The organism is Nonomuraea montanisoli (assembly GCF_013363975.1).
Taxonomy (GTDB): domain Bacteria; phylum Actinomycetota; class Actinomycetes; order Streptosporangiales; family Streptosporangiaceae; genus Nonomuraea; species Nonomuraea montanisoli.
On the sequence record NZ_JABWGN010000003.1, the window covers coordinates 593421 to 617567 of the forward strand.

Sequence of the window (24147 nt, forward strand, 5' to 3'; positions counted from 1 at the left end):
GTCACCCGATCCTCGCCAGGAGTTCGGCCGCCCGGGGCGCGAAGACGGCGTCCCCGGTGGCCACGGCCCTCTCCAGCAGGCGGCGGGCCGTCGCGAGGTCGCCGCGCTCGTACCGGATCTCGCCCAGCCGGAACGCCGCCTCCGCCACCAGGTCGGGCAGGTCCGTGAGGGTCAGGGTCAGCTCGTAGTGGCGCAGCGCCCCGTCGCGGTCGCCCAGCCAGTGGCACAGCTCGCCCAGGTGCGCCGCCGCCATGCCCGACTCGGGGTCACCCGCGTCGATCACCCGCTGGTACCAGCCGAGCGCCTCGGGGTAGTCACGGGCCCGCTTCGCCAGCGCGCCGAGGTACATGGCAGCCACGGCCGCCGTGTGCCCGTCCTCGGCGTCCAGCCCCCTCAGGTACCAGGCGCGGGCCCGCGTCTCGTCCTCGTCGTGGTACGTCTCGCCGAGGGCGATCACGGCGCGGGCGGCCAGGTCGGGATCGCCCGCGTCCAGGACCCGCCGGTAGGTCCTGCGGCCCTCCTCCACCTCGCCGGCGGCGACCAGGGCCTGGGCGAGCAGGGCGAGGGCCGTGGGCTCGCCGGTCGCGGCCGCCTCGCGCAGCGTGCGCAGGGCGGTCTCGGTGTCGCCCTGGCGTTCCTGCAGCATGCCGAGCAGGCCGCCGAACACGCCCGCCGCGGGGCTGTCGGTGTCGCCGGCCTGCCGTTCGGCCAGGCTGTAGAAGGCGTCGGAGTCGCCCTCGGCGTCGAGCAGCGCGAGCAGCCTGCTCCCGGCCACGAACCGCACGCCCGGGTCCTCGTGCTCATGGAGCCGCTCGAACATCGCCCGCGCCTCGGCGGTCCGCCCCAGCTCGGCGAGGCGCTCGGCGACGTCCAGCTCGACGAACGGGCCGGAGCCGGCCAGCTCGTAGTAGGCGCGGACCGCGCCGGGGTCCGGGCAGCTCGCGCCCAGCTCGCGCGCCGCCGCCGCGCCGTCCTCCCTCATCGCCGCCAGGGCCCGCACGGCCAGATCGTGCGCGCCGCCTTCGTGGGCCAGACGGGCGGTCGCCGCCAGTTCCTCCGTCGCGGCACGGGCCTGCGCGGCCGGGCCGGCCGCGGCGGCGGCGAACGCCTCGACGGCGCCCTGGAGATCGCCCGCGTCGCGCAGCCGGGCGCCGAGCAGCAGGCCGGCCCGCGCCACCGCGTCGGGGTCACCGGAGGCCATGGCGAGCCGTGCCTCGCGCGCGGCCGCGTCCAGGTCACCCAGCTCGTCGAGGACGGCGGCGAGATCGGCCCGCGCACCGCCCACGACGTCCACGCCGACCGCGGAAGAGCCGGCGCCGATTCCCTCGCGACAGGCCGCCGCCGCGCCCCGCAGGTCACCCGCGGCCCGGAGGCATGCGCCCCGTACCCGGTGGCCGAGGACGACGGTCTCGGGGTCGCCGGTGTCCACCGCCCGCCGGGCCTCCGCCTCGGCGGCCTCGTGGCGCTCGTGGCGTACCAGGTGGACCATCAGGGCGCGCAGGGAGGCGAGGTCGCCCGCCTCGGCCCCGGCGGCGAGTGCCCGCCCGGCGCCTTCGGGGTCGCCCAGGTCGTCGAGCACGCCGGCGAGGGCGACGGCGGTGGCGGGCATCGCGGCCCTGAGGGCGTCGGCGGCGCCGGCGAGGTCACCCCGTCCGTGCCGGGCCGCGGCGATCCCCCGCCACGCGGCCTCGACGAGCCCGGGACCGGTGGACTCACCGATCCCCCGCCGGGCGCCCCCCGCGAGGCCGGTGTCGGTGGAGTCGGTGACGGGCAGCAGCCACAGCTCGGCGTGGGAGTGGCGTCCCTCGTCCGACAGGAGCGCGGCCAGCCCGAGCCGCGCGCGGGCGGCCGTCTCGGTGTCGGCGCGCTCGGCGACGTGCCGGTACAGCGCCTCACCGGCCCGGCCGCCCAGCTCCTGGGCCACCTCAAGCACGAACGCGTACGCCCTGCTCACCCCGGCCGCATCACCACCCCGGCCGCCACCGCCGACGCCCTCCGCACGCTGATCACGTCCACGCACGCCCCCCATGTCGCACTCTGACGGCTCCCCCGCCGCAGGCGTCGAGCCGGTCAGTTCTCCCAGGGCCGCCAGGGCGGCGTCCACGTCGCCGGAGGCCGCCAGGGCCGCGGGGCGTTCCTCCGGCGTGGCCAGCCCGAGCCTCAGGCGGGCCGTGAGCGTCACGACCGGGTTCCCGTCCGGTTCCGCCGCGCGCCGCCAGGCGGCCCGGGCCCCCTCCTCGTCACCGGCCCCGGCCAGCGCGTCAGCACGCTCCAGCAGGATCTCTCCCGCGAGGTCCGGTTCCAGCTCGGCGGCCCGCTCGAACGCCGCCCGAGCCCCGCCCGGGTCCCCCGCCGCCGCCCGCGCCGCGCCGAGCACCCGGGCCGCCCACCCGGCGAGCTCCTCGGGCACGGCGCCCGCCGCCTCCTCCGCCACCGCGAGGGCGGCCGCGGCCTCTCCCGCGTCACGCAGGAACGCGGCCAGGTACAGCGGGGCCGCCTCACCGGTCAGCGCGTCCAGCAGCTCGCGGGCCTCCTCCGCCCGCCCGAGCTCGGCCAGCACCCGGGCCAGCAGCATCGCGGCCTCCGCCACCTCACCCGCGTCCGCGACGCCGGCCCGCGGCTCACCGACGCCCGCGACGCCCGCCTCAACCTCACCGACGCCTGCACCGTCGGCCTCAACCTCACCGGCGGCCGGGACACCCGCCTCGAATTCACCGGCGCCCGCGACGCCGCCCTCTGCCCCATCCGCCGCCTGTCCCAGCGCCCGGGACAGGGTCTCGGCCGCCGCCTCCGCATCGCCGAGCCGGTGCAGCGCCTGCCCCATGCCGGTCAGCGCCACCACGGCCGACCCACGGCTCTCCCGGACCGCGCTCTCCCAGGCCGTCAGCGCACCGCGCCAGTCCTCCGCCTCCGCCCGCCACGCGCCGAGCCGGCACGCCACCTGCTCCCGGTACTCCGGATGCCCGTGCTCCAGCAGGACGGCGAGCAACGCGTCGGCGTCGGCCGCCCGCCCGGCGCGCCGCCAGGCGTGCGCGCACTCCAGCCCGAGCAGCGCGGCCGGCGCCCCTCCGTCATCGGGGGACAGGAGGACGAGCGCGCGTCCCGCCGCGGCCAGATCCCCGTCCAGCAGGCACCGCGCGTATCGCCCGAGCCCCGCCTCCTCCCCCAGGACCGCGCCTTCCGAAGGAACCAGGGCGAAGGCCGCCCGGGCGCCCTCCAGGTCGTCCAGCCGGACCCGCGTCAGCCCCAGCAACAGGGCGTGCCGGGCCGCCCGCCCCTCCCCGCCCTCCACGATCAGGCGTTCGTGCAGCCGGCCCGCCGCCGGCAGGTCCCCCTGCAGCTCCAGCACCCGCAGCAGCGCCCCCGCCGCCTCCGCCCGCAGCCCCCGGTGTCCTGTCTCCAGCGCCGTACCGTACGCCCGGCGGGCCTCCCCCAGGCCCTCCGCGTGCCCGTCCAGCAGCCCGCCCAGCGCGTGTCCCACCCACGGGGCGAGCACCGGGTGCCCCTCCGCGCGGGCCCGGCGCAGCAGCTCGACCGCCTCCCCGCCCTCGCCCCGGCTCTCCAGGATCTCCCGGTAGACCAGCGCCGCGTACGACAGCGCCAGCGGGTCCCCGGCCCCGGCGGCCGTGCGGAACAGCTTGCCCGCCTCCGACACGTCGTAGCCCGTCGTGGCCAGCACCTGGGCGAGGACCGCCGCGGCGATCGCCGCCACCGCCGGGTCGGGGTGCTCCATGGCCGTCCGGTAGCCGGCCAGCCCCTCCTCGCGTCCGAACCGCTGGTGGTCGAGGATCGCCCGCAGCACCGGATGCGCCCCCGCCCCCGAGGGCTCCGGCGTCCGCAGCAGGTGCAGCATGAACGCGGCCGTGAACCCGCCCACCACGTCGTCGCCCTCCGCCACGTACGACAGCAGCTCGTCGGCCTGGTCGAGATCCCCCTGGGCCAGCTCCACCTGGGCGAGCGCCACCATGGCGCGCACGGCCTGGGTGCCCGCGCCCGAGTCGGCGGCGCGGCGCAGCAGCACGCGGGCCTCGGCCAGGCGGCCGTCCTGGAGCAGCACGAGCGCGTCGTCCACGTCGCGCAGCGCCCGCTCCTCGACGGGGTCGGCGCGCGGCCGCTGCCGGGCGTCGTGGTCGAGCAGCAGCCCGGCCTTGAACGCGGCGTCCTGGTCCGGATGCCCGGCGACCTCCCCGGCCAGCTCGATGATCGGCTGCCGGCGCTCCGGGTGCTGCTCCAGCAGCATGCCGAGGAGCGTGGCGCTGACCGACGCCCACGGCGACCCCCCGGCCGCGAACACCGCCCGCAGCGCCGCCAGCGCCTCGTCCACCTCGCCCGCCTCGGTGTGGAGCTGCGCCAGGCAGGCCCGCGCCTCGAGGGCGTAGTCCCGCTGCCCGCTGGCGATCACCCGCTCGAAGATCGCCCGCGTGGCCGCCATGTCGCCGAGCTGGGCGATGACCTTGGCCTGTTCGATGAGGGCGGGCAGGCGCACGTCCGGCCGGGGGTCCTCGGCCGCCCTGGCGTACGCCTCCACCGACTCCGCGTACTCGCCGAGGTCGACCAGCACCGCCCCGAGCAGCTTGTACGCCATCGTGAGGTGGTCCGGGTGGCCCACCGCGATGGCGTGCTCGCACGCCTCCCGCGCCGCGGCGAAGTCGCCCTCGTCGGCGTGGATCCGGTACAGCCGGAACGCCGACAGCGACACCACCTCCGGGTCGCCGCAGATCAGCAGCTCGCGGTAGTCCTCCTCGTCCTCCGCCCGCTCGTACAGCTCCCACGGCGTACGGGGGTCGGCCCACTCGAAGACGGGCAGCTCCAGCCGGTCGGCCAGCTCCGCCACCGAGGGGCTGTCGCAGCGGCGGGCCCGCTCCAGCGCCTCGGTCGCGCCCGCTGCGTCGCCCAGCTCGGTCAGCACGAGGACGAGCGCCGTGTCGGCGAGCGCGGCGACCTCGAAGTCGGCCCCGTCGGAGGCGATCGTCAGCACCCGGTACGCCGCCGGCCACTCCCGGGCGGCGACCAGCATCATGCCCATGGCGATGGCCGAGCGCTGACCGAACACCGGATCGCCCGACTGGATCACCGACCGGTGGGCGGCCTCCGCGCCGTCGAGGTCGCCCTGCTCCTCCAGCAGGCACGCCAGCAGGTGGGACGCCTCCGGGTCGCCGGTGGCGGCGATCTGCCGGAACAGCACGGCGGCTCCGCCGAGATCCCCCTCCTCCCAGCGCTTCATGGCCGCGGCGAGCTGTTCTGACGTCATATCGACTCCCAAGTCACTCAATAGAGTGAAAAAACTACCCAGGTGTCACCCACGTCACAGCGGTTTCGGCCCAGCCCGATCGGCGCGACCGTCACGGCCTGGCATGTCTCGTGTACGCCGGGGTAACTGAGGGCCCATGAGATCTCCGTTCGCGGTGGCCGCGCTCGGGCTCGCGTTGGCGCTGACCGCCGGGTGCGGTGTGGACACGGCCTCGCCCGCCCGCGCGGCGGCGCGCTTCCACACCGCCGTGGCGGCGCACCAGGAGGCGGCGGCCTGCGCCCTGCTCACGCCCACGACGGCCGAGAAGCTGCCCGACCCGGACGAGACGTGCGCCCAGGCCCTGGCCGCGCTGAAGCTGGGCCCGGGCGGCCGGGTCACCGGTGTCGAGGTGTGGGGCGACGACGCCGTGGTGCGGATGGCGGGCGACACGGTGTTCCTGCACCGCTTCTCCGGCGGCTGGCGGGTCACCGCGGCGGGGTGCGAGCCCCGGCGCGACCTCCCCTACGACTGCGAGGTGGAGGACTGATGCGGCTGATGTTCTGGCTCACGCTCGCGATGATCACGATCGGCCTGGTCTACTTCTTCGCGATCGGGCTGGCGCACCTGTGAGCGCGCCTGAGGGGGACGTATGAGGTGGATCAAGGACAACGCGCTGTCACTGGCGTTCCTGGTGATGTTCCTGCTGGCGCTCGCCGGCCAGGCGTGGTCGGGGGCGATCCACTACAACGAGGAGCAACTGGTCAACGGCCTCCAGCCCGTGTCGGTCTGGGCGTACGTGACGTCGTCGTCGTTCGCGGTCGACGTGGCGGAGAACTGGCAGTCGGAGTACCTCCAGTTCCTGCTGTTCATCGTGCTGACCGTCTGGCTGGTGCAGAAGGGCTCGCCCGAGTCGAAGCAGCCGGGCGAGGAGGGCCCGGAGGCCGACCGCGAGCAGCTCGTCGGCGAGCACGCCGAGAAGAACTCGCCGCGCTGGGCCCGCGCTCGCGGGGCGCGGCTCTGGATGTACAGCAACTCGCTCGGGCTGGTCATGGGGACGATCTTCGTGCTGTCGTGGCTGGCGCAGTCGGTGGCGGGGCTGGCGGCCTACAACTCCGAGCGGATCACCGACCTGCGCGACCCCGTCACGTGGGGCTGGTACGTGACCTCGTCGGAGTTCTGGAACCGCTCGCTGCAGAACTGGCAGTCGGAGCTGCTGGCCGTGCTGTCGATGGTGGTGCTGTCGATCTACCTGCGCCAGCGCGGCTCGCCCGAGTCCAAGCCGGTCGGCGCGCCGCACCGCGCGACGAGCGTCGAGGGCTGACCCCTCACCTCGGCTCACCTCGGCTCACCTCGGTGGGAAGGGCTCGCCGGTGACGACCGCGACGACCCGGGTGCCGGGCGCGAAGCCGCCGCCACGGGCCCGGGCCACGATCCCGAACAGCATCTTGGCCACGTACAGCTCTTCGACCCCGTGCCGGGCGGCGAAGGCGCGCAGTTCCGGCGTCGTACGGGCGTAGCCGCCGAAGTGGTGGTCGAGGTCGATCGACCAGTTGTCCCACACCCGCCCGTACGCCTCGCGCTGGAGCCGCGCCACCTCGGCCGTCAGGAACCCGCCGCCCTTCAGCACCGCGAACCCGAGCGCCCGCCGGCCCGCCGGCAGCCCCGCCGCGATGCCCGCCAGCGTGCCGCCCGTGCCGACGGGGCAGCAGACGACGTCGTACCCGCCGCCGGTCCCGGCCTCGGCCCCGGTCCCTGTCGCGGCCTCGAACTCGGTCCATGTCGCGGCCTCGAACTCGGCCTCGATCTCCGGGGGCAGCTCGGCGCAGCCGCGCACGGCCGCCGCGTTGCTGCCGCCCTCCGGCAGGATCAGCACGTCGCCCCACCGCTCCCGCAGCGCCGCCTCCACCTCGGGCGTGTGCTTGCGCCGGTACGTCCCCCGGTCGAGGTAGGCGAGCGTCATGCCGCAGGAGGCCGCGTACGCGAGCGACGGGTTGAGCGGCAGCCGCTCCTCGCCCCGGATGACGCCGATCGTCGCGAACCCGTGGCGCAGCCCCGCCGCGGCCACGGCCCGGATGTGGTTGGACCAGGCGCCGCCGAAGGTGAGCACGCGCGGATGCCCGAGGTTGTAGCGCAGCTTGCGCGCCTTGTTGTCGTCCCGCTTCAGGAAGACCCGGACCGAGCCGAGGCCTGTATCCAGCAGCTCCTCCACGCGCGCTAGTCTACGGTCGGGCCATTGTTGAGGAGTGTTTGGTTATGCTCGTTGTTGAAGCTTTCCGCGCGGCGTTCGGCGCGGACCCGCGGACGGTCTGGCACGCGCCCGGCCGCGTCAACCTGATCGGTGAGCACACCGACTACAACGACGGATTCGTCCTGCCCTTCGCCGTGCCGTGGGGCGTCACGGCCGCCGTCACGCCGCGCGGCGACCACACGATCCGGCTGCTGTCCCTCCAGTCGGACGGCGAGCCGATCACGATCGAACGCCACGAGGACGCGCGCGGCTGGACCCGCTACGTCGTCGGCGTGCTCGCCGTGCTGGCCGACCGGCTGGGCGAGCCCGTGCCGGGCGCCGACATCGCGATCGACGGCGACGTGCCGCAGGGCGCCGGGCTCAGCTCCAGCGCCGCCCTGGAGGTCGCCGTCGCGGGCGCGCTGAATGACCTGCACGGCCTCGGCATGACGCCCATGGAGCTGGCCCTGCTGTCGCAGCGGGCCGAGAACGACTTCGTCGGCATGCCCTGCGGCATCATGGACCAGGCCGCCTCGGCGCTCGGCCAGGAGGGCCACGCGCTGTTCCTCGACTGCCGCTCGCTGGGGTCCCGTACCATCCCCCTCGACCTGGCCTCCCACGGGCTGCGCATCCTCATCATCGACACCGGCGTGCACCACGAGCACGCGGGCGGCGAGTACGCCAAGCGGCGCGCCGAGTGCGAGTCGGCGGCCCGCAAGCTCGGCGTCGAGGCGCTGCGCGACGTCACCGACCTGGCCGGCGCGCTGGAGCGGCTGCAGGGCGACGAGCGCAAGCGCACCATGCACGTCGTCACGGAGAACCACCGGGTCGAGGCGCTGGTCGGCCTGCTGCGGGCGGGCGCCGTCACGGAGATCGGCGCGCTGCTCAACGCCTCCCACCTGTCGCTGCGCGACCAGTACGAGGTGTCGTCGCCGGAGCTCGACGTCGCGGTCGAGGCGGCCGTGCGGGGCGGGGCCCGCGGGGCGCGCATGACGGGCGGCGGCTTCGGCGGCTCGGCGATCGCGCTGGTGGCCGAGGACCGTCTCGACAGCGTCCAGGAGAGCGTGGCCGCCGCGTACGCGGAGCGGGGCTGGCACGCCCCGCGCTTCCTGCCCGCGGTCCCGAGCCCGGGCGCCAGTCGCCGCGCCTGACCCGCCGGCCCGGGCCCGGCCCACCGGGCCCGGCCGACAGAGCCGGGCTCACACGGCCCGGCTCACAGTGCGGGAAACTGCGGGGGGCGGCGCTCCAGGAACGACGCGACGCCCTCCGCGAAGTCGGGCCGGCCGAACGACGCGACCATCTCGGTGAACGCGCTCGCGGCCGACTCGGCCAGCGTGACCTCCCAGTCGTGCCAGACCTGCCGCTTGATCACCGCCATCGACGCGGGCGAGCTGTGCTCCGCCAGCTCCCGGGCGTACTCCTGGGCCTCGGCGAGCAGGCTCTCCCCCGGCACCGACCGGTTGACCAGCCCCATCTCGTACGCCTCCCGCCCGCTGAAGACGCGGGCCGACAGCAGGACGTCCATGGCGCGCTGCTGCCCCATGAGCCGGGGCAGCACCCACGCCAGGCCGTACTCCGCGATCAGGCCGCGGCGCGCGAAGGCGGTGGTCCACTTGGCCTCGTCGGCGGTCAGGACCACGTCGCAGACGAGCGCGTGGACCATCCCGAGACCGGCGCACGCGCCGTTGACCGCGGCGACGATCGGCTTGCCGACGGTCGTGGGGAACGTGTTCGGCCGCGGGTCGAGCTCCTCGTCGTGGCTGCCGTCGCGGATCCGGTCCAGCGTGCCGAAGTCGGCGCCCGCGCAGAAGCCGCGCCCCGCGCCGGTGACCACGATCGCCCGCACGGCCGGGTCCTTCGCGGCCTCCTCCAGCAGATCGAAGTAGCGCCGCCCCATCGGGACCGTCCACGCGTTGAGCCGGTCGGGACGGTTGAAGGTCAAGGTCAGCACACCCCGGTCGGTGGAGGAGAGCACGAGTTCGTCCATAGGTGAACCGAATCATGTTCTAGCCGCGAGAGGCAAGCCGCGGGGTCACTTGTGACGCACGAACGCCGGGGTGAGCGCCGGATTGTCGTAGTAGCGGTGGAACACCGGAGTCGCCCCGCCGGAGATCGGCGGCACGATCCACGACCAGTCCGCCGGGCAGACGCGTCCCGCCTTCTCCTCGCGCGCCAGGTGCGTGAGGAAGCGCCGCGCCTCGGTGTGGTGGTCGGTCATCGTCACTCCCGCCCGTTCGAACGAGTGCAGCACCGCCACGTTCAGCTCCACCAGCGCGTGGTCGCGCCACAGCGACCGCTCGGTGGAGGTGTCGAGCCCGAGCCGGGTCGCCACCACCGGGAGCTGGTCGTAGCGGTCCACGTCGGCCAGGTTGCGGGCGCCGATCTCCGCGCCCATGTACCAGCCGTTGAACGGCGCGCACGGGTAGCAGATCCCGCCGATCTCCAGGCACAGGTCCGAGATGGCCGGGACGGCGTGCCAGCGCAGCCCGAGCTCCTCGAACCACGGGTAGTGCGGGTGGGCGATCGGCACCTCCAGGACCGCGTCACCCGGCAGGGTGCACAGCAGCGGCCCGCCGCGCCCGGACCGCACGACCAGCGGCAGCACGTCGAACCGGCCGCCCGCGCCGCGCCAGCCGGACGCCCTGACCAGGTCCGTGAAGTCGGCCTGGCGCGGGTCGCCGACCACCCGCCCGTCGGCGGTGCGGTATCCGGCGTAGCGGATGAGCTGCTCGTTCAGGATCCGGAGCCCGGGCCGGCCGGGCACGTCCGGGGCGAACACCGTGACGGTGGGCCGGATCCGGCCGCCGTTGGCGGCCTCGCGCAGGTGCTCCACGCATTCGATCGCGACGCCCTCGGCGCTGGTGACCTGCCGCCGGTCGCGCACCCGCAGCGAACGCCAGTACAGGCGGCCGATGCAGCGGTTGCTGTTGCGCCACGCCACCCGGGCGCCGAACTCCAGCTCGGCGAAGGTGTGCGCGTAGGTCCCGTACCGGGCGATGTCGGCGGCCACCTCGCGCAGCCGGGCCTGCGGGGGTCCCGCGGCGGGGTTCTCCGCGTGGAAGAGCCTGATGAAGCGCTCGGCCTCGCGGACGTCGATGGTCCGCTCGATGAGCGTCTGCACGGCGATCGAGTCGAAGGGACGGAGAGATCTGATCCAGGTACGCACGCAGAAACCAGCACTTCTCTCTCACGGAGCACCCCGCCGATTCCGGGTCGGCGGCACGCTCCTGCCGGCGGCGCCCCTCTCCGCACCGCCCGTCGGCCTGTCCGCGGCCACCCCATCCTGGCGGCTCACCCGTGCCTTGTCACGGCAAATGCAAGAAGGTGTGACCTTACCGCTACAAAGCGTGAACCATCGGCCTCCCGCTCGGCGGGTTGACGGGTGTGGAGGTGCGTCGAGGCGCCCCTGAGGCGCCGTGGCCGTGTTCGTCGCTCCACGTCGCGTGCCGCCAGGTGGATGGCGCGCCCACCAGTCGCTCGGGCGCGCTGCAGCTTGCCGCCGTGAGCGCCCGGGACGCTTTGAGGTTCGCGCCGCCGAACACGCCGGCATCGCCACGGCCCCCCACCACGCGGGCCGGCCACCGGCGCCGAGTCCACCACGTGGGGGCTCCGGGAACGACTCAGGCCCCCTGACCTGTCTCCAGGTAGAGGACTCGAACCAGCTTCCCGCCGTGCGGATCAGGTCACGGGGTCCGGATGTGAGGTCGGTCGGGTCGCCCGAGTCCAGACTTGTTCACGTTCGTTCATCTGGAGTGGCTCAGCCAATCACGGCTGCGACGCAGGACCCACTCGCGGGGACTCCGAACAATCTTGTCGGTGGTAGCGTTCACGCTTTCCATCATGATCAACAATGAGACCCGCACCGTACGTCTGACGGTCGAAGTTCAGGATTGTGGTATCGCTCATCTGTTGGACAAGGAACCCGGCGGATATGCCGATACACCGGCTCAGTCCGTTGGATTCATCGAGGTTGAGCAGGGATGCGTTAACCTCCACATCACCCACCAGTGGGGTCCGGCCAACTTCACCGTGACAATTGCCGGCCATGACCCCGGGGCAGATCCCGCTGGTTACGAAGACATCGTGGAAATTGTGCCCCCTTCCTCCTCTCCCGGCCGGACCTGGAGGGCACGGAAGACGCCGTCGACGACCACTACCTTCAGATATGGCCCGCGCTCCTTGAGGACCCCGTTGTCGTCAAGGCCACGAGTGACGCTTCTCAGCACTTTTGAGATCCAGAAAAATAGTGCGGCTCTTGGGGCCGCCTTGATCTACTTCGACGCGAGCAAGAACGCGCGTGGATCGCTGCTGTTTCCCTCGGTTTCGACGGCGCAGGGCGACGCGTTCGTCGCAAGACATCGGTAGTCCTGCCTCGCAAGTGGCAAGACCGTTCTGTCGAGGAACAGCGGAAGCAGGCAGGCAAACTGCCGGCGCCAAAGGTCAAGAAGCTCCGGCATGAGGCCGAGAAGGGGATCAAGACCAAGGCCGACTACCGGGTCAACGATGCCGTCGAGGACTTCCTCACGCATGGGCTCAAGAGCCGTAGCCTCCCCACCAAGACAATCATCCAGATCCACGGACTGCTGACCCGTGCGATCCGGATGGCCGAGAAGCGCGAACTCGTCGGCCGTAACGTCTCGGCCCTGCGCGAGACCCCGTCAGGGCAAGAGGGGCGGTCGAGACCAGGCCGTGGCGCTCCTCAGAGCTTGTGAGGGCGAGAAGCTCGGTGCGTACGTCATCACATCGCTCTTGACCGGCATCCGCCCGAGGAGGCCCGCAAGTTTCTCTGGAGCGCCGTCGACACCAAGAAGTCACGACGAGCCCTGGCCCTGCCCGCCCTCGTGGTCGACGAACTCCAACGACACCGGGGACCACGGTCTTGTCTTCACTCGCGACGATGGGACCTTGCTCGACCCCATGCGTGTGCTGCGGGGCCTACTGGTGATCACAAGAAGGGCGGGCACCGGAACCGCTGGAAGGTTCGGGAGCTCCGTCACTCCTTCGTGTCCATCCTGAGCGACGGGGATGTCTCAGTGGAACGCATCGCCGATCTTGTCGGCCACTCGACGCCCACCACCACGCAGACCGTCTACCGGCACCGGATCAGGCCGGTCATCGTACATGGATGCCGTCTCCGGCAACGGTGATCAAACCGGGTAGTGGCTCCCGGAACGACTCAGGCCCTCCCACCTGTTGCCGGTGAGAGGGCCTGAACTGCCAACCTCTTGGTTGACCGCAGCTCCCGCGATAGGACTCGAACCTATAACCTGCCGGTTAACAGCCGGCTGCTCTGCCGTTGAGCTACGCGGGATCGCTCGTTCGCGCTGATCGGCGGGCTTTTCGGCCCCTTCCGTTCGGCGCAGGACTAGATTAGCGCACTCCTGGAGTGCGTGTCGCATCGTCATCGGGGTAGGCCCGGAGGCAGCGGAGGTGCGAAATGCGATATCGAATGACATTCGCCGTCGGTCTGGCCGTCGGGTACGTGCTCGGCAGCCGGGCGGGCCGCGAGCGGTATGAGCAGATCAAGAAGATGGCCCAGCGTGTGGCCGACGACCCGAGGGTTCAGGAGGCCGCGGGCGTCATGGGCGCGCAGGTGTCGAAGGTGGCCGGTGTGGCCCGCGACCGGGTCGGTGGAACGCTGCAGCAGAAGATCCCCTTCCTGGGCGGCCACGACCACGACTCGGGCACCGGCTGGCCCGAGGACACCCTGCGGCAGAAGAAGCCCGACGAGACCGGCATCCCCTACTGACCGGACGGGCGCGTCCCCGCGCGCACCGGTCGCCGGACGGCCGGTCCTCCGGGAGATCGACGGGCGTGTGCGGCGGCCCCTCCAGGCCGCCCACGCGCCCGCCCCGGGCCCTCTGCCCGTGATCCCCGAGGTCCCCGGGGTCCTGAGAGGTCCCCCCTCAGACCCCCATGCTCCGCCGTACGCCCTCCAGGGCCTGTTCGGCCTGTGCCCGCAGGCCGGGGTCGGTGGGGTCGAGGCCGTCGTCGAAGACGAGCGTCCAGCCCAGCATGTCGCCGCCCGGCCGGCGCCGGGCGACCAGCCGCACGCCGCCCCGCCCCGGCAGCGACACGTGCTTGTTGACGATGATCGTGGAGTTGACCCGCTCCCGCACGGTCTCGGGCAGCAGGCGCGGCTCGGCGATGCGCTCGCGGTGCCAGGCGCCGTCCATGGTGAGGACCCGCAGTCCTTCCTCGTCCCACGACGCCTTGTCGACCGTCTCGTACGGCACCCGCGTCCCGTCGGACAGGAACAGCGCGCGGTCGGTCGCCACCACGTAGCCGCCGTCGGACCCGGCGAAGGTGAGCACCCGCTCCCCCGGCTCGGTGGCCAGGGACTTGCGGACGTCGGAGGGCAGGCGGCGCAGCAGGCTCATGTCCCCACGTTATCGGCGAGCAGATCGAGGGTGAGCGCGGCACTCCACGAGAAGTCGCGGCAGCCGCGCCCGCTGCCGTCGAACGGGTCGAAGCACTCCCGGAAGCCCGCCTGCCGGACGAGGCGCAGCGTGCCGCCGGTGAGCTGGTCGCGCAGCGGGCCGAGGCCGTGCACGGAGGCGGCGCGGCGCAGCAGCCAGTTGGTGTTCACCCAGGAGGGCCCGCGCCAGTAGCGGGTGCGGTCGAACTGGGACGCGCGGATCTCGCAGCTCGGCACCGGGTAGCCGGTCGCGCCCATGAAGCGGGCCGACTGGAGCACGTCGACGAGCGCGCCGACGTGCTCGGCGGGCAGCCAGGGGTCGAGCAGCGGCCCGAACCCGCCGACCGTGCAGACCGGGATGAGCCGGTCGGTACGCAGGTCGCGGGCATAGAAGCAACCGTCCCAGAGGCGCTCCAGCAGGCCGCTCCGGATCCGCTCGGCCCGCTCGGCGTGCGGGGCGGGGTCGGCGCGGACGAGCGGCGCGAGCTCGGCCAGCGCCTGGCAGGAGGCCAGCCAGATGCCGTTGAACAGCGGGCACTCGACGGCGAACGGGTGGTCCTCGCGCAGGTACTCGGCCCGGTAGCCGGCGTCGCGGTAGCGCAGGGCGAGCCAGACGTACCGGTCGTGGTCGCTGTCGGGGTGGCGTTCGTCGAGGTCGAGGTTGCGGTAGCCGTACCGGATCTCGGGCAGGGCGGCGAGCGGCTGGTCCCACGCCGGGCTGTCGTCCATCCCGGACTCCCAGGGATGGACGATCGCGGCCAGCCCGCCCCCGCCGAGGTCGCGGGCGGCGGCGAGGTAGCGGTGCTGCGCGACCAGCGACGGGAAGGCGCGCCGCACGAACTCGACGTCCCCGGTGTGCCGGTAGATCCACCACAGGGCGAGCCCGTGGACGGGTGGCGCGGTGAGACCGGAGGTGAGCACGCGGGGCGCCGCGTCGTGGTCGTGCGAGCGCCAGACGGACGGCCCGGGGAAGTACGCCTCGGGCGTGTGGAAGACGATGTGCGGGACCATCCCGGTGGCCCACTGCCCGGCGAGGAGGCTGAGGAGCTCGGCGCGGGACCGCTCGGGGCGGTGCCGGGCGAGGCCCATCGCCACGAACGCGGAGTCCCAGCTCCACTGGTGGGGGTAGAGGCCGGGCGCGGGCACGGTGGCGGTCCCCGTCCAGTTCGCGTCGAGCACGGACAGCGCCTCACGCCCGAGCGCGGCGTCGTCGACCGCTGGCCGCGCATCCATTCATTTACTATGCGCCGCCCGGCGTTCGGAAGCTATGTCCTCTTCGTCCACTTTGACACAAGCATTACGCCTGCGGCGACGAGGCCGACGATGAGGCCCCACTTCAGCAGGGTGAAGGCGAGACCCAGCAGCGGGCCGATGAGCACCAGCGCGGCGAGCACGGCCGCGACGATCAGAAGAATGCGTCCCATGCTTTGACGATAAAAGATCCTTTAAGCGTCTTGCAGGTGACACAGGGTTCAATCAGGGTCATGTCAGGGACCTCCCCCAGTTGCCGGAACCAACCCACCACGCCTCCCGTTAAGCCGGTAAAAGCGGGGGATCGGGGACCCTCTTCAGGGGGAGCGGGATGAGCCTGGGACCACCCATGAGCAGGGAAGGGGCCGAGTACGCGCTGCGTGCCCGGGCCGAGGAGCGCGACCGCATCTCGGGGCACCTGCTCGACCTCGAATCACACACCACCTACCAACTCCTCAAGGGCGCCCCGCTGCGGGGCCTCACCCAGCGCCGCTGGGGCGCCGGCCAGGCCGCCCTGACCGCGCTGTGGACGCTGTACGACGCCTACCGGGGCGTCCTGCGCGACGCCGAGCAGATCAGGGCGTCGCGCGGGCGGCTCGGCTCGGAGCAGCTCGCCGTCCTGACGGGCCTGCTGGCCGGTCCATCCGTGGTGCTGAAGGCCGCGGTCAAGCCGGTCGAGCAGCGCTCGCTGCTGCCCGAGCAGGACGAGCGGCTCAGCCTCGACGAGGCCGTGGCCCGCATGGACGCCTCCTTCCAGGAGGTCACGGACGTGCTGGCGGACATCGACGCCGTCTGGTCGGCGGCGCTGCCCCGGCTGGACGCGGCCGACGCGCTGTTACGCGAGGTGACCGCCCTCCGGCGGGAGCTGGACGCGCCGGAATCCGGCGGGCCCGCGCAGGCGGACGCCCCGGAACCGGCCGATGTGGCGGGGACCCCCGAGGCGGCGGGCGTGGCGAAGGCTCCCGAGACGGCGGGCGTGGCCGGGGAGTTGAGGCGGCTGCGGACGTCCGTCCTGGAGGACCCCCTGGGCGCGCCGCCGTCCCCCCAGGACCTCGACCGGATCGACCGCCTCCTCGCCGCCCACCGCACGGACCTGGAGGAGGCGCTGCGGGCCAGGCGCGAGTACGGCCGGCGGCGCGAGGACCTGGCCGCCGCGCTGGACAGGGTGCGGGCCGCCGAGAGCGAGGCCCGGCTGGCCCACGGCGCGGTGGTCGTGAAGATCGCCCTGCCGGCGAGCGCCGTGCCGCGGAGCCGGGTGGACCCCCTGAGCGACGAGCTGGCCCTGCTCGACGCCTCCGCCGACGACTGGCTCGCCCGGGCCCGGCGGCTGGCCGCCCTGGAGCAGGCGGCGCGCCAGGCCGCCGATCAGGCGCGGGCCACGGCCGCGGCCATGTACGGCCTGCTCGGCAGGCGCGACGAGCTGCGCGGCCGGCTCGGCGCCTGCCAGGCCAAGGCGGTGCGCAGCGGCACGGCGGAGGACCCGGAGGCGATCCGGCTCTACGAGCGGGCGCGGCTGCTGTTGTGGACCGCGCCCTGCGACCTGACGAAGGCGGCCGAGGCCGTCGACCTGTACCAGCGCGCGATCCATGGAGGTGGCCGATGAGCGGATGTCGGCAGCCCGGCTGCACGGGCACGATCGAGGACGGTTACTGCGACCTGTGCGGCCACCCCGAGACCGCGGCGGCCCCCTTATCCGGGCCGTCCGCCGGGACCGGAGCGGGCACGGGCGCACACGGGGCGGGCACACCCGGGACGGGCGCGGGGACCGGCGCAGGCGCGGGGACGGGCTCAGGGGCCGGCGCAGGCGTGGGGACGGGCTCAGGGGCCGGTTCGGGGGCCGCGCCGTCCCCGTCCGGCGGCTCCCCCGGTTACGACGCCCCCACCCCCAGCCGCCCGCTCACCGGCCCGGTCAGCACCGGCCGCTCCCGCGCGGGAGCGCTGCCCGAGCTGGCCGACCTGCCGTCGGTGCCCTACCGCGACCCGGCCGCCGCCGTCATGACCAACCCCGAGGTGCCGGAGGACAAGCGCTTCTGCTCCAACCCCGACTGCGGCAAGCCGATCGGCCGCTCGCGCGACGGCCGGCCGGGGCTGAGCGCCGGTTTCTGCCCGCACTGCCGGCGCGAGTTCTCGTTCACGCCCAAGCTCGCCAAGGGCGACCTCGTCGGCGGCCAGTACCGGGTGCTGGGCTGCCTGGCGCACGGCGGCCTCGGCTGGGTCTACCTGGCCGCCGACGAGAACCTCGACGGCCGCTGGGTGGTGCTCAAGGGCCTGCTCAACACCGCCGACGCCGAGGCGCTGGCGGCGGCCGAGGCCGAGCGGCGCTTCCTCACCACGGTCGACCACCCCAACATCGTCAAGATCTTCAACTTCCAGCGGCAGGCCGGCCTCGACTACATCGTCATGGAGTACGTGGGCGGCCAGTCGCTGCACGAGCTGCGCCGCCAGGGGCCGCAGCCGCTGCGCGAGACCCTCATGTACGGCCGCGAGATCCTGCGCGCGTTCGCGTACCTGCACGAGCAGGGCCTGGTCTACTGCGACCTGAAGCCGGCCAACGTGATCCGGGTCGGCAAGCAGCTCAGGCTCATCGACCTGGGCGCGGTCCAGCGCGTCGGCTCCCCGCCGGGCTCGTCGTGGGCCACGCTCGGCTACCACGCGCCCGAGCTGGACACCCGGCCCGCGTCGGTGGCCTCCGACCTGTACACGGTGGGGCGGACGCTGGCGGTCATGGCCATCCCGTCGTTCAGCCCGGCCAGGAACGGCGTCGAGACGCCGCTGCCCGACAGCTTCGGCACCGAGTCGTTCATCCGGCTGCTGCGCCGGGCCACCGCCCCCGACCCGGCCGCCCGCTTCCAGAGCGCCGAGGAGATGGAGGCGCAGCTCGTCGGCGTGCTGCGCGAGGTCAGCGCGCTCGCCGACGGCCGCCCGTACCCGGCGCTGTCGCCGCTGTTCGGCCCGGAACGGCTCGCGGCGGGCGCGGCGCTGTCGGCCGACACCGGCCGGGTGTTCGACCCGCTCGACCCCCACGCGGCGGCCGCGGCGCTGCCCGTGCCGCTCGCCGACCCCGAGGACCCGGCGGCGGGCGCGCTGGCGGGCCTGGTCGGGCGCGACCCCGCCCAGCTCGTCACGCAGGTGGCGGCGATGCCGCAGACCCCCGAGACCTGGCTCACCCGGGCCCGGCTGCTCGCCGAGCAGGGCTCCGAGGGGGCCGCCCAGGCCCTCGACGACGCCGAGCGCGCGCTGCCCGGCGACTGGCGGATCACCTGGTATCGCGGTGTGCGGGAGCTCGCGCTCGGGCAGGCGGCGCGGGCCGTGCCGCTGTTCGACGCGTGCCTGTCCACGCTGCCGGGCGAGTGCGCGCCCAAGCTGGCGCTGGCCTTCGCGCTGGAGTGCTCGGGGAAGGACGCCTCCCCCTGGTACGACAGCGTGTGGCGGACCGACCACGGGTACGTGAGCGCGGCCTTCGGGCTGGCCCGGGCGGGCCGGACCGCGGTGCTGGACGAGGTGCCGCCCACGTCCTCGCACCGGGTGGCCGCGCAGCTCGCCCTGGTCGCGTCGGTCGCGCGGGCGCCGCGGCCCGAGGCGCTGCGCCCGGAGGAGCCGGCGGCGGCGGCCGACCGGCTGGACGACCTGACCGACCTCGACCCGCGCCGCCGCGAGGCGATGACCGCCGAGCTGCTCCAGGCGGCGCTGGCGTGGCTGCGCGCCTCGGGCGCGCCACCGGGAGCCGCCGCGGGGCCAGGAGCCGCCGCAGGGGCGGGGGCGGGAGCCGGGGCGCCGGGCGGGCTCACCGTGGCGGGCGCGCCGTTCACCGACCGCGGCCTGCGCGAGCGGCTGGAGGGCATCCTCCGCCGCCTGGCCGTCGCCGCGGACACCCGGCAGGAACGCCACGACCTCATCGACCGGGCCAACGCCGTACGCCCCCGGACGTGGCTGTGACCTGCCCCCTCTGCGCGGCCCCGGTGCTGGCCGAGCACGCCTTCTGCGAGGCGTGCGGCCACGAGCTGGGCGCCCCGGCCTGCGCCGCTTGCGGGGCGCAGGCGGTGGACGCCGACGGCTACTGCGAGCGGTGCGGGCTGCGTCAGCCCACCGGCAGGGACGAGGCGGAGCTCACGCTGCCCGGCGGCGCGGCGGCGGTCACGCACAAGGGGCTGCGCCGGGCCCGCAACGAGGACGCGATGGCGCTGCTGGAGGCCGGCGACGTGACCGTGGCGGTGGTGTGCGACGGCGTGGGCAGCTCGCCGCGCGCCGACGAGGCGTCGGCCGTGGCGGTGGAGATCGCGGCCCCGGCGCTGGCGCGCGGGACGGGCCCGGCTGAGGCGTTCGCGCTGGCGGGCAAGGCCGTGGCCAAGCTGGGCTCCTCCCCGGACGACGCCCCGGCCTGCACGTACGTCTCGGCGGTCGTCGCCGGAGGCCGGGCGACGCTCGCCTGGGCCGGCGACTCGCGCGTCTACTGGCTCCCGCACGGCGCCGGGCCGGTGAGCGCGGTGCGGCTGACCGACGACCACGCGACGTCCACCGGCGAGATCACCGCGTGGCTCGGCGCCGACGCCGGCGACTGGAAGCCGAGCGTCCGCGTCTTCGAACCGCCCGGCCCCGGGTCGCTGCTGGTGTGCAGCGACGGCCTGTGGCGCTACCTGGACGGCCACACCGTCCCCGGCACGGCCGTCCACCCGGACGGCCGCCCCCTCGACCTGGCCCGCGAGCTGCTGCGCCACGCGCTCGGCTGCGGCGGCCACGACAACGTGACCATCGTCCTGATCCCCCTAGGAGGACAGCATGGGTGACCAGCCCGCCTTCACGCTCCAGATCGACCAGAACAAGTACCTGCCGCTCGACGGGCGTGAGGTCCACGCCATCCTCACCGTCTCCTCCACCGGGACGGTCACGACGACGACGTCCGTGCCGGCCGAGGCCGCCGAAGTGATCATCGTGGACACGTCCGGCTCCATGAGCGGCGGCAAGATCCGCGAGGCGCGGCAGGCCGCCGCGAGCGCCGTGCAGGCGCTGCGGGACGGCGTGAACTTCGCGGTGATCGCGGGCACCGACACGGCCCGCGTGATCTACCCGCGCGGCCGCACGATGGCGCGGGCCTCGCGCGCCACCCGCGCCGAGGCGCAGACCGCCATCGGCCGGCTGTCGGCCAACGGCGGCACGTCCATCGGCGAGTGGCTGCTGCTGGCCCGCGACCTGCTCGACGCGCACCCCGACGCGATCCGGCACGCCCTGCTGATGACCGACGGGCAGAACAACGAGAGCAGCGACGCCTTCGCCCGCGCCCTGTCGGCCTGCTCGGGCCGGTTCGTGTGCGACAGCCTGGGCGTGGGCTCCGACTGGGTGCCGGCCGAGCTGCGCAAGGTGTCCGAGGCGCTGCTCGGCACGTTCGACTTCGTCCGCAACCAGAGCGACCTGTCGGCCTTCTTCAACCGCATCACCCAGGAGTCGATGAGCAAGACCGTGGCCGAGCTGGCGCTGCGGGTGTGGGTGCCGCAGACCGCGACCCTCACGTTCGTCAAGCAGGTCTCCCCCACGCTGCTCGACCTGACCGGCAAGCGCGCCGACGTCAACCCGCTGACCGGCGACTACCCCACCGGCTCGTGGGGCGCGGAGGAGCGCGAGTACCACCTGTGCGTGGAGGTGCCGCCCGGCCAGATCGGCACCGAGATCCGCGCCGGCTGGGTGAAGCTGGTGCGTCCCGACACCCAGGAGGTGCTGGCCAGCGGCAACGTGCTCGCCCAGTGGACCGACGACCTGGCCCAGTCCACCCGGATCAACGGCAAGGTCGCCCACTACACCGGCCAGGCCGAGCTGCACGAGCTGATCCAGGAGGGGCTGAGCGCGCGGGCCGCGGGCCACGTGGACGTCGCGACCGCCCGCCTGGCCAAGGCCCGGCAGATCGCGGCCGAGTCGGGCCGCGAGGACACGGCGCGGCTGCTGGACAAGGTCGTCGAGGTCGATCCGCGCGACGGCACGGCGCGGCTGCGCCGCAACGTGGACAAGGCCGACGAGATCGAGCTGGACACCGGCTCGGTCCGCACGAGCCGGCTGCGGCAGGGCGGGGAGGGCTCCTGATGGCCACCTGCCCGCAGGGACACGCCTCGGGCGACGACGACTACTGCGACGTCTGCGGGGCCCGGATGGCCGGCTCCCCGGGCGCCGCCCCGAGCTCAGCCGGCTCCCCCGGCGCTCCGCCCGCCGCCCCGGGCGGGTCGCCCGCGCCCTCCGGGGCGGGCCAGGGGCCGGTGGAGGAGTGCCCGGTCTGCCGGACGCCGCGCGCCGGCCAGTACTGCGAGGTGTGCGGCCACGACTACTCCGGCAGCGCGCCGCCCCGCGTCCCGGTGGTCGCGGCCCGCTGGGAGGCCGTCACCGGCGCCGACCGCGCCTACTACGAGGAGGTCGTCGGCCAGGGCGGTCCCGACGCGCACACGATCGCCTTCCCGCCGTACTGCCCGGAACGCTCCTTCCCGCTCGCCGGCGAGCAGGTGCGCATCGGGCGCGGCAGCAGCAAGCGCCCCGTCAAGCCGGAGATCGACCTGACCGGGCCGCCGGAGGACCCGGGCGTCTCGCACCTGCACGCGGTGCTGCTCGCGCAGCACGACGGGTCCTGGACACTCGTCGATCCCGGCTCCGCCAACGGCACGCGGGTCAACGGCAAGCCGGTCGCCGTCAACGTGCCCGTCCCGGTGGGGCCGGGCGACCGCATCCACGTGGGCGCGTGGACGGTCATCACGATCAGGGAGGGAACGCCGTGACCACCGTCCAGGCACCGCCGCCGTCCGCCCCGCCGCCGTCCACCTCCTCGCCGTCCGCCCCGCCCGCCCCGGTCGGCACGCTCCCGGCGGTGCGGCCGCCCGCGCCACGGCGCCGCAGCGTGCCCCGCAGGATCCAGGTCATCACGGGTGTCACGGTCACGACCCTGGCGCTGCTGTTCGGCTCGCTCGCGGTGGGCAGCGCCGCCGCCCGCGACGGCCTGCGCGTCATCGGGCGCGACGCCGGCCCCCAGGTGCTCGCCACCGCCGGCCTGTACTTCGGGCTGAGCGACATGGACGCGCAGATCGCCGACGCGCTGCTCATGGGCCAGGGGTACGGCGAACGGCGGCAGGAGGCGCTGGCCCGCTACGAGCGGCGGCGCTCCGAGGCCGACGACGCGCTGATGAAGGCATTCGAGCTGTCCGGCGACGATCCCGCCGAGCGGCGCACCGTCCAGTCGGTGCTCGACGGCCTCGGCCGCTACGAGCGGCTGGTCGGGCAGGCGCTGCTGCTCGACTCCCAGGCCCGCCACCCGGCCGGCGCCCCGCCGGAGCGGGTCGTCGCGGTCTACCGGCAGGCCACCGACCTGATGCGGCTGGTCCTGCTCCCCCAGGCGTACAACCTGACCCTGGAGAGCGGCACGATCGTGCGCCGCACGTACGACGAGAAGAGCGTCGTCGTGCCCGCCCTGCGGGTCGTGGTGATCGTGACCGGGCTGGTGGCGCTGGCCTGCCTGGTGTGGCTCCAGGTGTACCTGGCGCGGCGCTTCCGGCGCGTGTTCGGGCTCGCGCTGCTGGCGGCCACGCTGGCCACGGCGGTCGCGCTCGTGGCCGGGGCGAGCGTGCTCGGGCAGGACGAGCGTGACCTGCGGGCGGCCAAGACGCAGGGCTTCGACCCGGTGCTCAACGTGGCGCGGGCCCGGGCGATCAGCAACAGCATGCAGGGCGACCAGAGCCGCTACCTGCTGGACAAGGTCCGGGCCGACACCTACGAGCACACCTATCTGGACAAGGCGCAGACGGTGTTCTACCTGCCGGCGGGCAACCTCGACGCCTACCACGCCGCCGTGACCGCCTCCAGGACGGGCTACCTCGGCCTCATGGGCGACCGCCTCGGCGGCCAGGACGGCGAGCGGACGCTGAGCGCCTACCAGGCGTTCCAGCGGGCCGACACCGGCTTCCGGGCGCTCGCCGCGGCCGGGCGGGCCGACGACGCCGTGGCGGCGCGGCTCGGGGAGGTCCGGCAGGCGTTCGACACCTACGACGGCGCCCTGGTGGCCCTGTCGCGCGGCCACGAGGACGCCTTCCGGCGGGCCGTCGGCGACGGCGAGCGGGCGCTGGACGACCTGTGGCGGCTGCTCCCGTTCGCGATCGGCGGCATCGCGCTGCTGATCCTCGCGGGTGTCTGGCCCCGGCTGAAGGAGTACCGATGAAGCGGATCTTCCCCGTCGCGCTCGGCCTGACCGCCCTGCTGGCCGTCACCGGGCTGCTGGCGGGCGGGTGCGCCGCGGGCGGGCGGAAGTCGGTCCTCGACGCGGACACGATCGTCATCGGGGTGCGCCCCGACCTGCCGTCGGTGGGCTTCCGCCGGGCCGACGGCACGTTCGAGGGCTTCGACGTGGACGTGGCCCGCTACATCGCCCGCAAGCTCGGCAAGGGCGTCCGCTTCAAGCCGGTGCTCGCCGCCGAGCGCGAGCAGGCCATCACCTCGGGCAAGGCCGACCTGGTGCTGGCCACGTACACGATCAGCATGGACCGCAAGCAGAAGGTGCTGTTCGCCGGGCCGTACCACATCTCCTACCAGGACATCCTGGTGCGGCCCGACGAGGGCGGCATCCGCAACGTGCGCGACCTCAAGGGGCGGCGCATCTGCGAGGTGAAGGGCTCCAACGCCGCCCAGCGGGTGGTCACCGAGCGCAAGGTCGCCGCGCAGGTGGTGCCGTTCCCCGACTACGCGGGGTGCCTGGCGGCGCTCAAGCAGGACCGCGTGGACGCCATCACGACCAACGACGTCATCCTGGCCGGCCTGGCCATCCGGGACGGCTCCGGCCTCAGGCTGGCCCACGCCCAGTTCAACGAGCAGCGGACCGGGGTGGGCATGCGCAAGGGCGACGTCGAGGGCTGCGAGGAGGTCAACCGGGCCATCACCGAGATGTACCAGGACGGCACGGCCTCGCGGCTGCTGCACGACTGGTTCGGCAAGGCGGGCCTGAACCTGTCCACGCTGGCGGTCCCCCAGTTCGAGGGGTGCTCGTAGCCGTCACACGTACGAGGG

General features: G+C 74.2%; 19 protein-coding genes and 1 tRNA gene. 12 read left to right on the forward strand and 8 right to left on the reverse strand.

All coding sequences use genetic code 11. The features are described 5' to 3' along the window. Position 1: 1 nt before the first annotated feature. Complete coding sequence (locus HTZ77_RS09575) at positions 2-5251, reverse strand: tetratricopeptide repeat protein (RefSeq protein ID WP_175589111.1); 5250 nt, start codon at positions 5249-5251, stop codon at positions 2-4. Positions 5252-5387: 136 nt separating this feature from the next. Between HTZ77_RS09575 and HTZ77_RS09580 the strand changes: the two genes are divergently transcribed. Next, positions 5388-5777, forward strand: coding sequence for a hypothetical protein (locus HTZ77_RS09580; protein ID WP_175589112.1), 390 nt, complete (start codon positions 5388-5390; stop codon positions 5775-5777). Between the two features lie 102 nt (positions 5778-5879). After that, entirely contained in the window at positions 5880-6551 is a 672-nt protein-coding gene (locus tag HTZ77_RS09585; RefSeq protein WP_175589113.1) for a DUF6766 family protein, read from the forward strand. Between the two features lie 24 nt (positions 6552-6575). On the opposite strand, the gene HTZ77_RS09590 is transcribed toward HTZ77_RS09585, so the two are convergent. Further along, entirely contained in the window at positions 6576-7439 is an 864-nt protein-coding gene (locus HTZ77_RS09590) for a 1-aminocyclopropane-1-carboxylate deaminase/D-cysteine desulfhydrase (RefSeq protein WP_175589114.1), read from the reverse strand. A gap of 44 nt (positions 7440-7483) precedes the next feature. On the opposite strand from HTZ77_RS09590, the gene galK reads away from it, so the two are divergent. Then, entirely contained in the window at positions 7484-8608 is a 1125-nt protein-coding gene (gene galK / locus HTZ77_RS09595) for a galactokinase (protein ID WP_175589115.1), read from the forward strand. Positions 8609-8670: 62 nt separating this feature from the next. Here the strand turns inward: galK and HTZ77_RS09600 are convergent, their stop codons facing one another. Next, positions 8671-9444, reverse strand: coding sequence for an enoyl-CoA hydratase-related protein (locus HTZ77_RS09600; protein WP_175589116.1), 774 nt, complete (start codon positions 9442-9444; stop codon positions 8671-8673). 45 nt (positions 9445-9489) lie between these two features. Further along, entirely contained in the window at positions 9490-10623 is a 1134-nt protein-coding gene (locus tag HTZ77_RS09605; protein WP_175589117.1) for a nitric oxide synthase oxygenase, read from the reverse strand. Positions 10624-11297: 674 nt separating this feature from the next. On the opposite strand from HTZ77_RS09605, the gene HTZ77_RS09610 reads away from it, so the two are divergent. Continuing rightward, a complete protein-coding gene (locus tag HTZ77_RS09610; RefSeq protein ID WP_175589118.1) occupies positions 11298-11822 on the forward strand; it encodes a hypothetical protein in 525 nt (174 codons plus the stop codon). A gap of 874 nt (positions 11823-12696) precedes the next feature. Here HTZ77_RS09610 and HTZ77_RS09615 read toward each other — a convergent pair. Next, positions 12697-12768, reverse strand: a tRNA-Asn gene (locus tag HTZ77_RS09615). A 126-nt stretch (positions 12769-12894) separates the two neighbouring features. On the opposite strand from HTZ77_RS09615, the gene HTZ77_RS09620 reads away from it, so the two are divergent. After that, positions 12895-13206, forward strand: a complete 312-nt coding sequence (locus HTZ77_RS09620; protein WP_175589119.1) for a YtxH domain-containing protein — start codon at positions 12895-12897, stop codon at positions 13204-13206. A gap of 157 nt (positions 13207-13363) precedes the next feature. Here the strand turns inward: HTZ77_RS09620 and HTZ77_RS09625 are convergent, their stop codons facing one another. Genes HTZ77_RS09625 through HTZ77_RS09635 form a run of 3 tightly spaced genes read right to left on the reverse strand, consistent with a single transcriptional unit; the run spans position 13364 to position 15299 of the window. Continuing rightward, entirely contained in the window at positions 13364-13837 is a 474-nt protein-coding gene (locus tag HTZ77_RS09625) for a hypothetical protein (RefSeq protein ID WP_175589120.1), read from the reverse strand. Next, the gene (locus HTZ77_RS09630; protein ID WP_175589121.1) at positions 13834-15108 is read right to left on the reverse strand and encodes an amylo-alpha-1,6-glucosidase; all 1275 of its coding nucleotides are present in this window, start codon (positions 15106-15108) and stop codon (positions 13834-13836) included. The genes HTZ77_RS09625 and HTZ77_RS09630 overlap by 4 nt, the downstream gene beginning before the upstream one ends. A gap of 32 nt (positions 15109-15140) precedes the next feature. Beyond that, positions 15141-15299 (reverse strand): hypothetical protein, encoded by a 159-nt coding sequence (locus tag HTZ77_RS09635; RefSeq protein ID WP_175589122.1) that lies wholly within the window; start codon positions 15297-15299, stop codon positions 15141-15143. Positions 15300-15475: 176 nt separating this feature from the next. Between HTZ77_RS09635 and HTZ77_RS09640 the strand changes: the two genes are divergently transcribed. From HTZ77_RS09640 to HTZ77_RS09670, 7 genes are read left to right on the forward strand one after another with little or no spacing between them, the layout of a single operon-like run. After that, complete coding sequence (locus HTZ77_RS09640; RefSeq protein WP_175589123.1) at positions 15476-16729, forward strand: hypothetical protein; 1254 nt, start codon at positions 15476-15478, stop codon at positions 16727-16729. Next, entirely contained in the window at positions 16726-19062 is a 2337-nt protein-coding gene (locus tag HTZ77_RS09645) for a serine/threonine-protein kinase (protein WP_175589124.1), read from the forward strand. The genes HTZ77_RS09640 and HTZ77_RS09645 overlap by 4 nt, the downstream gene beginning before the upstream one ends. Next, positions 19053-19910, forward strand: a complete 858-nt coding sequence (locus HTZ77_RS09650; protein ID WP_175589125.1) for a PP2C family protein-serine/threonine phosphatase — start codon at positions 19053-19055, stop codon at positions 19908-19910. The genes HTZ77_RS09645 and HTZ77_RS09650 overlap by 10 nt, the downstream gene beginning before the upstream one ends. Further along, positions 19903-21195, forward strand: a complete 1293-nt coding sequence (locus tag HTZ77_RS09655; RefSeq protein ID WP_175589126.1) for a vWA domain-containing protein — start codon at positions 19903-19905, stop codon at positions 21193-21195. Before HTZ77_RS09650 ends, HTZ77_RS09655 begins: the two co-directional genes overlap by 8 nt. Next, positions 21195-21875: an FHA domain-containing protein gene (locus HTZ77_RS09660; RefSeq protein WP_175589127.1), complete on the forward strand. Its 681-nt coding sequence runs from the start codon at positions 21195-21197 to the stop codon at positions 21873-21875. Before HTZ77_RS09655 ends, HTZ77_RS09660 begins: the two co-directional genes overlap by 1 nt. After that, positions 21872-23305 (forward strand): hypothetical protein, encoded by a 1434-nt coding sequence (locus HTZ77_RS09665; protein WP_175589128.1) that lies wholly within the window; start codon positions 21872-21874, stop codon positions 23303-23305. Before HTZ77_RS09660 ends, HTZ77_RS09665 begins: the two co-directional genes overlap by 4 nt. Next, positions 23302-24129 (forward strand): glutamate ABC transporter substrate-binding protein, encoded by an 828-nt coding sequence (locus tag HTZ77_RS09670; protein ID WP_175589129.1) that lies wholly within the window; start codon positions 23302-23304, stop codon positions 24127-24129. Before HTZ77_RS09665 ends, HTZ77_RS09670 begins: the two co-directional genes overlap by 4 nt. Positions 24130-24147 lie beyond the last annotated feature (18 nt).

Excerpts from the sequence above, each read along its gene's own strand:
- HTZ77_RS09575 (WP_175589111.1), bottom strand. The coding sequence starts at position 5,251 with ATGACGTCAGAACAGCTCGCCGCGGCCATGAAGCGCTGGGAGGAGGGG.
- HTZ77_RS09580 (WP_175589112.1), top strand. The coding sequence starts at position 5,388 with ATGAGATCTCCGTTCGCGGTGGCCGCGCTCGGGCTCGCGTTGGCGCTG.
- HTZ77_RS09585 (WP_175589113.1), top strand. The coding sequence starts at position 5,880 with ATGAGGTGGATCAAGGACAACGCGCTGTCACTGGCGTTCCTGGTGATG.
- galK (WP_175589115.1), top strand. The coding sequence starts at position 7,484 with ATGCTCGTTGTTGAAGCTTTCCGCGCGGCGTTCGGCGCGGACCCGCGG.
- HTZ77_RS09600 (WP_175589116.1), bottom strand. The coding sequence starts at position 9,444 with ATGGACGAACTCGTGCTCTCCTCCACCGACCGGGGTGTGCTGACCTTG.
- HTZ77_RS09610 (WP_175589118.1), top strand. The coding sequence starts at position 11,298 with ATGATCAACAATGAGACCCGCACCGTACGTCTGACGGTCGAAGTTCAG.
- HTZ77_RS09620 (WP_175589119.1), top strand. The coding sequence starts at position 12,895 with ATGCGATATCGAATGACATTCGCCGTCGGTCTGGCCGTCGGGTACGTG.
- HTZ77_RS09625 (WP_175589120.1), bottom strand. The coding sequence starts at position 13,837 with ATGAGCCTGCTGCGCCGCCTGCCCTCCGACGTCCGCAAGTCCCTGGCC.
- HTZ77_RS09630 (WP_175589121.1), bottom strand. The coding sequence starts at position 15,108 with ATGGATGCGCGGCCAGCGGTCGACGACGCCGCGCTCGGGCGTGAGGCG.
- HTZ77_RS09635 (WP_175589122.1), bottom strand. The coding sequence starts at position 15,299 with ATGGGACGCATTCTTCTGATCGTCGCGGCCGTGCTCGCCGCGCTGGTG.
- HTZ77_RS09640 (WP_175589123.1), top strand. The coding sequence starts at position 15,476 with ATGAGCAGGGAAGGGGCCGAGTACGCGCTGCGTGCCCGGGCCGAGGAG.
- HTZ77_RS09645 (WP_175589124.1), top strand. The coding sequence starts at position 16,726 with ATGAGCGGATGTCGGCAGCCCGGCTGCACGGGCACGATCGAGGACGGT.
- HTZ77_RS09655 (WP_175589126.1), top strand. The coding sequence starts at position 19,903 with ATGGGTGACCAGCCCGCCTTCACGCTCCAGATCGACCAGAACAAGTAC.
- HTZ77_RS09660 (WP_175589127.1), top strand. The coding sequence starts at position 21,195 with ATGGCCACCTGCCCGCAGGGACACGCCTCGGGCGACGACGACTACTGC.
- HTZ77_RS09670 (WP_175589129.1), top strand. The coding sequence starts at position 23,302 with ATGAAGCGGATCTTCCCCGTCGCGCTCGGCCTGACCGCCCTGCTGGCC.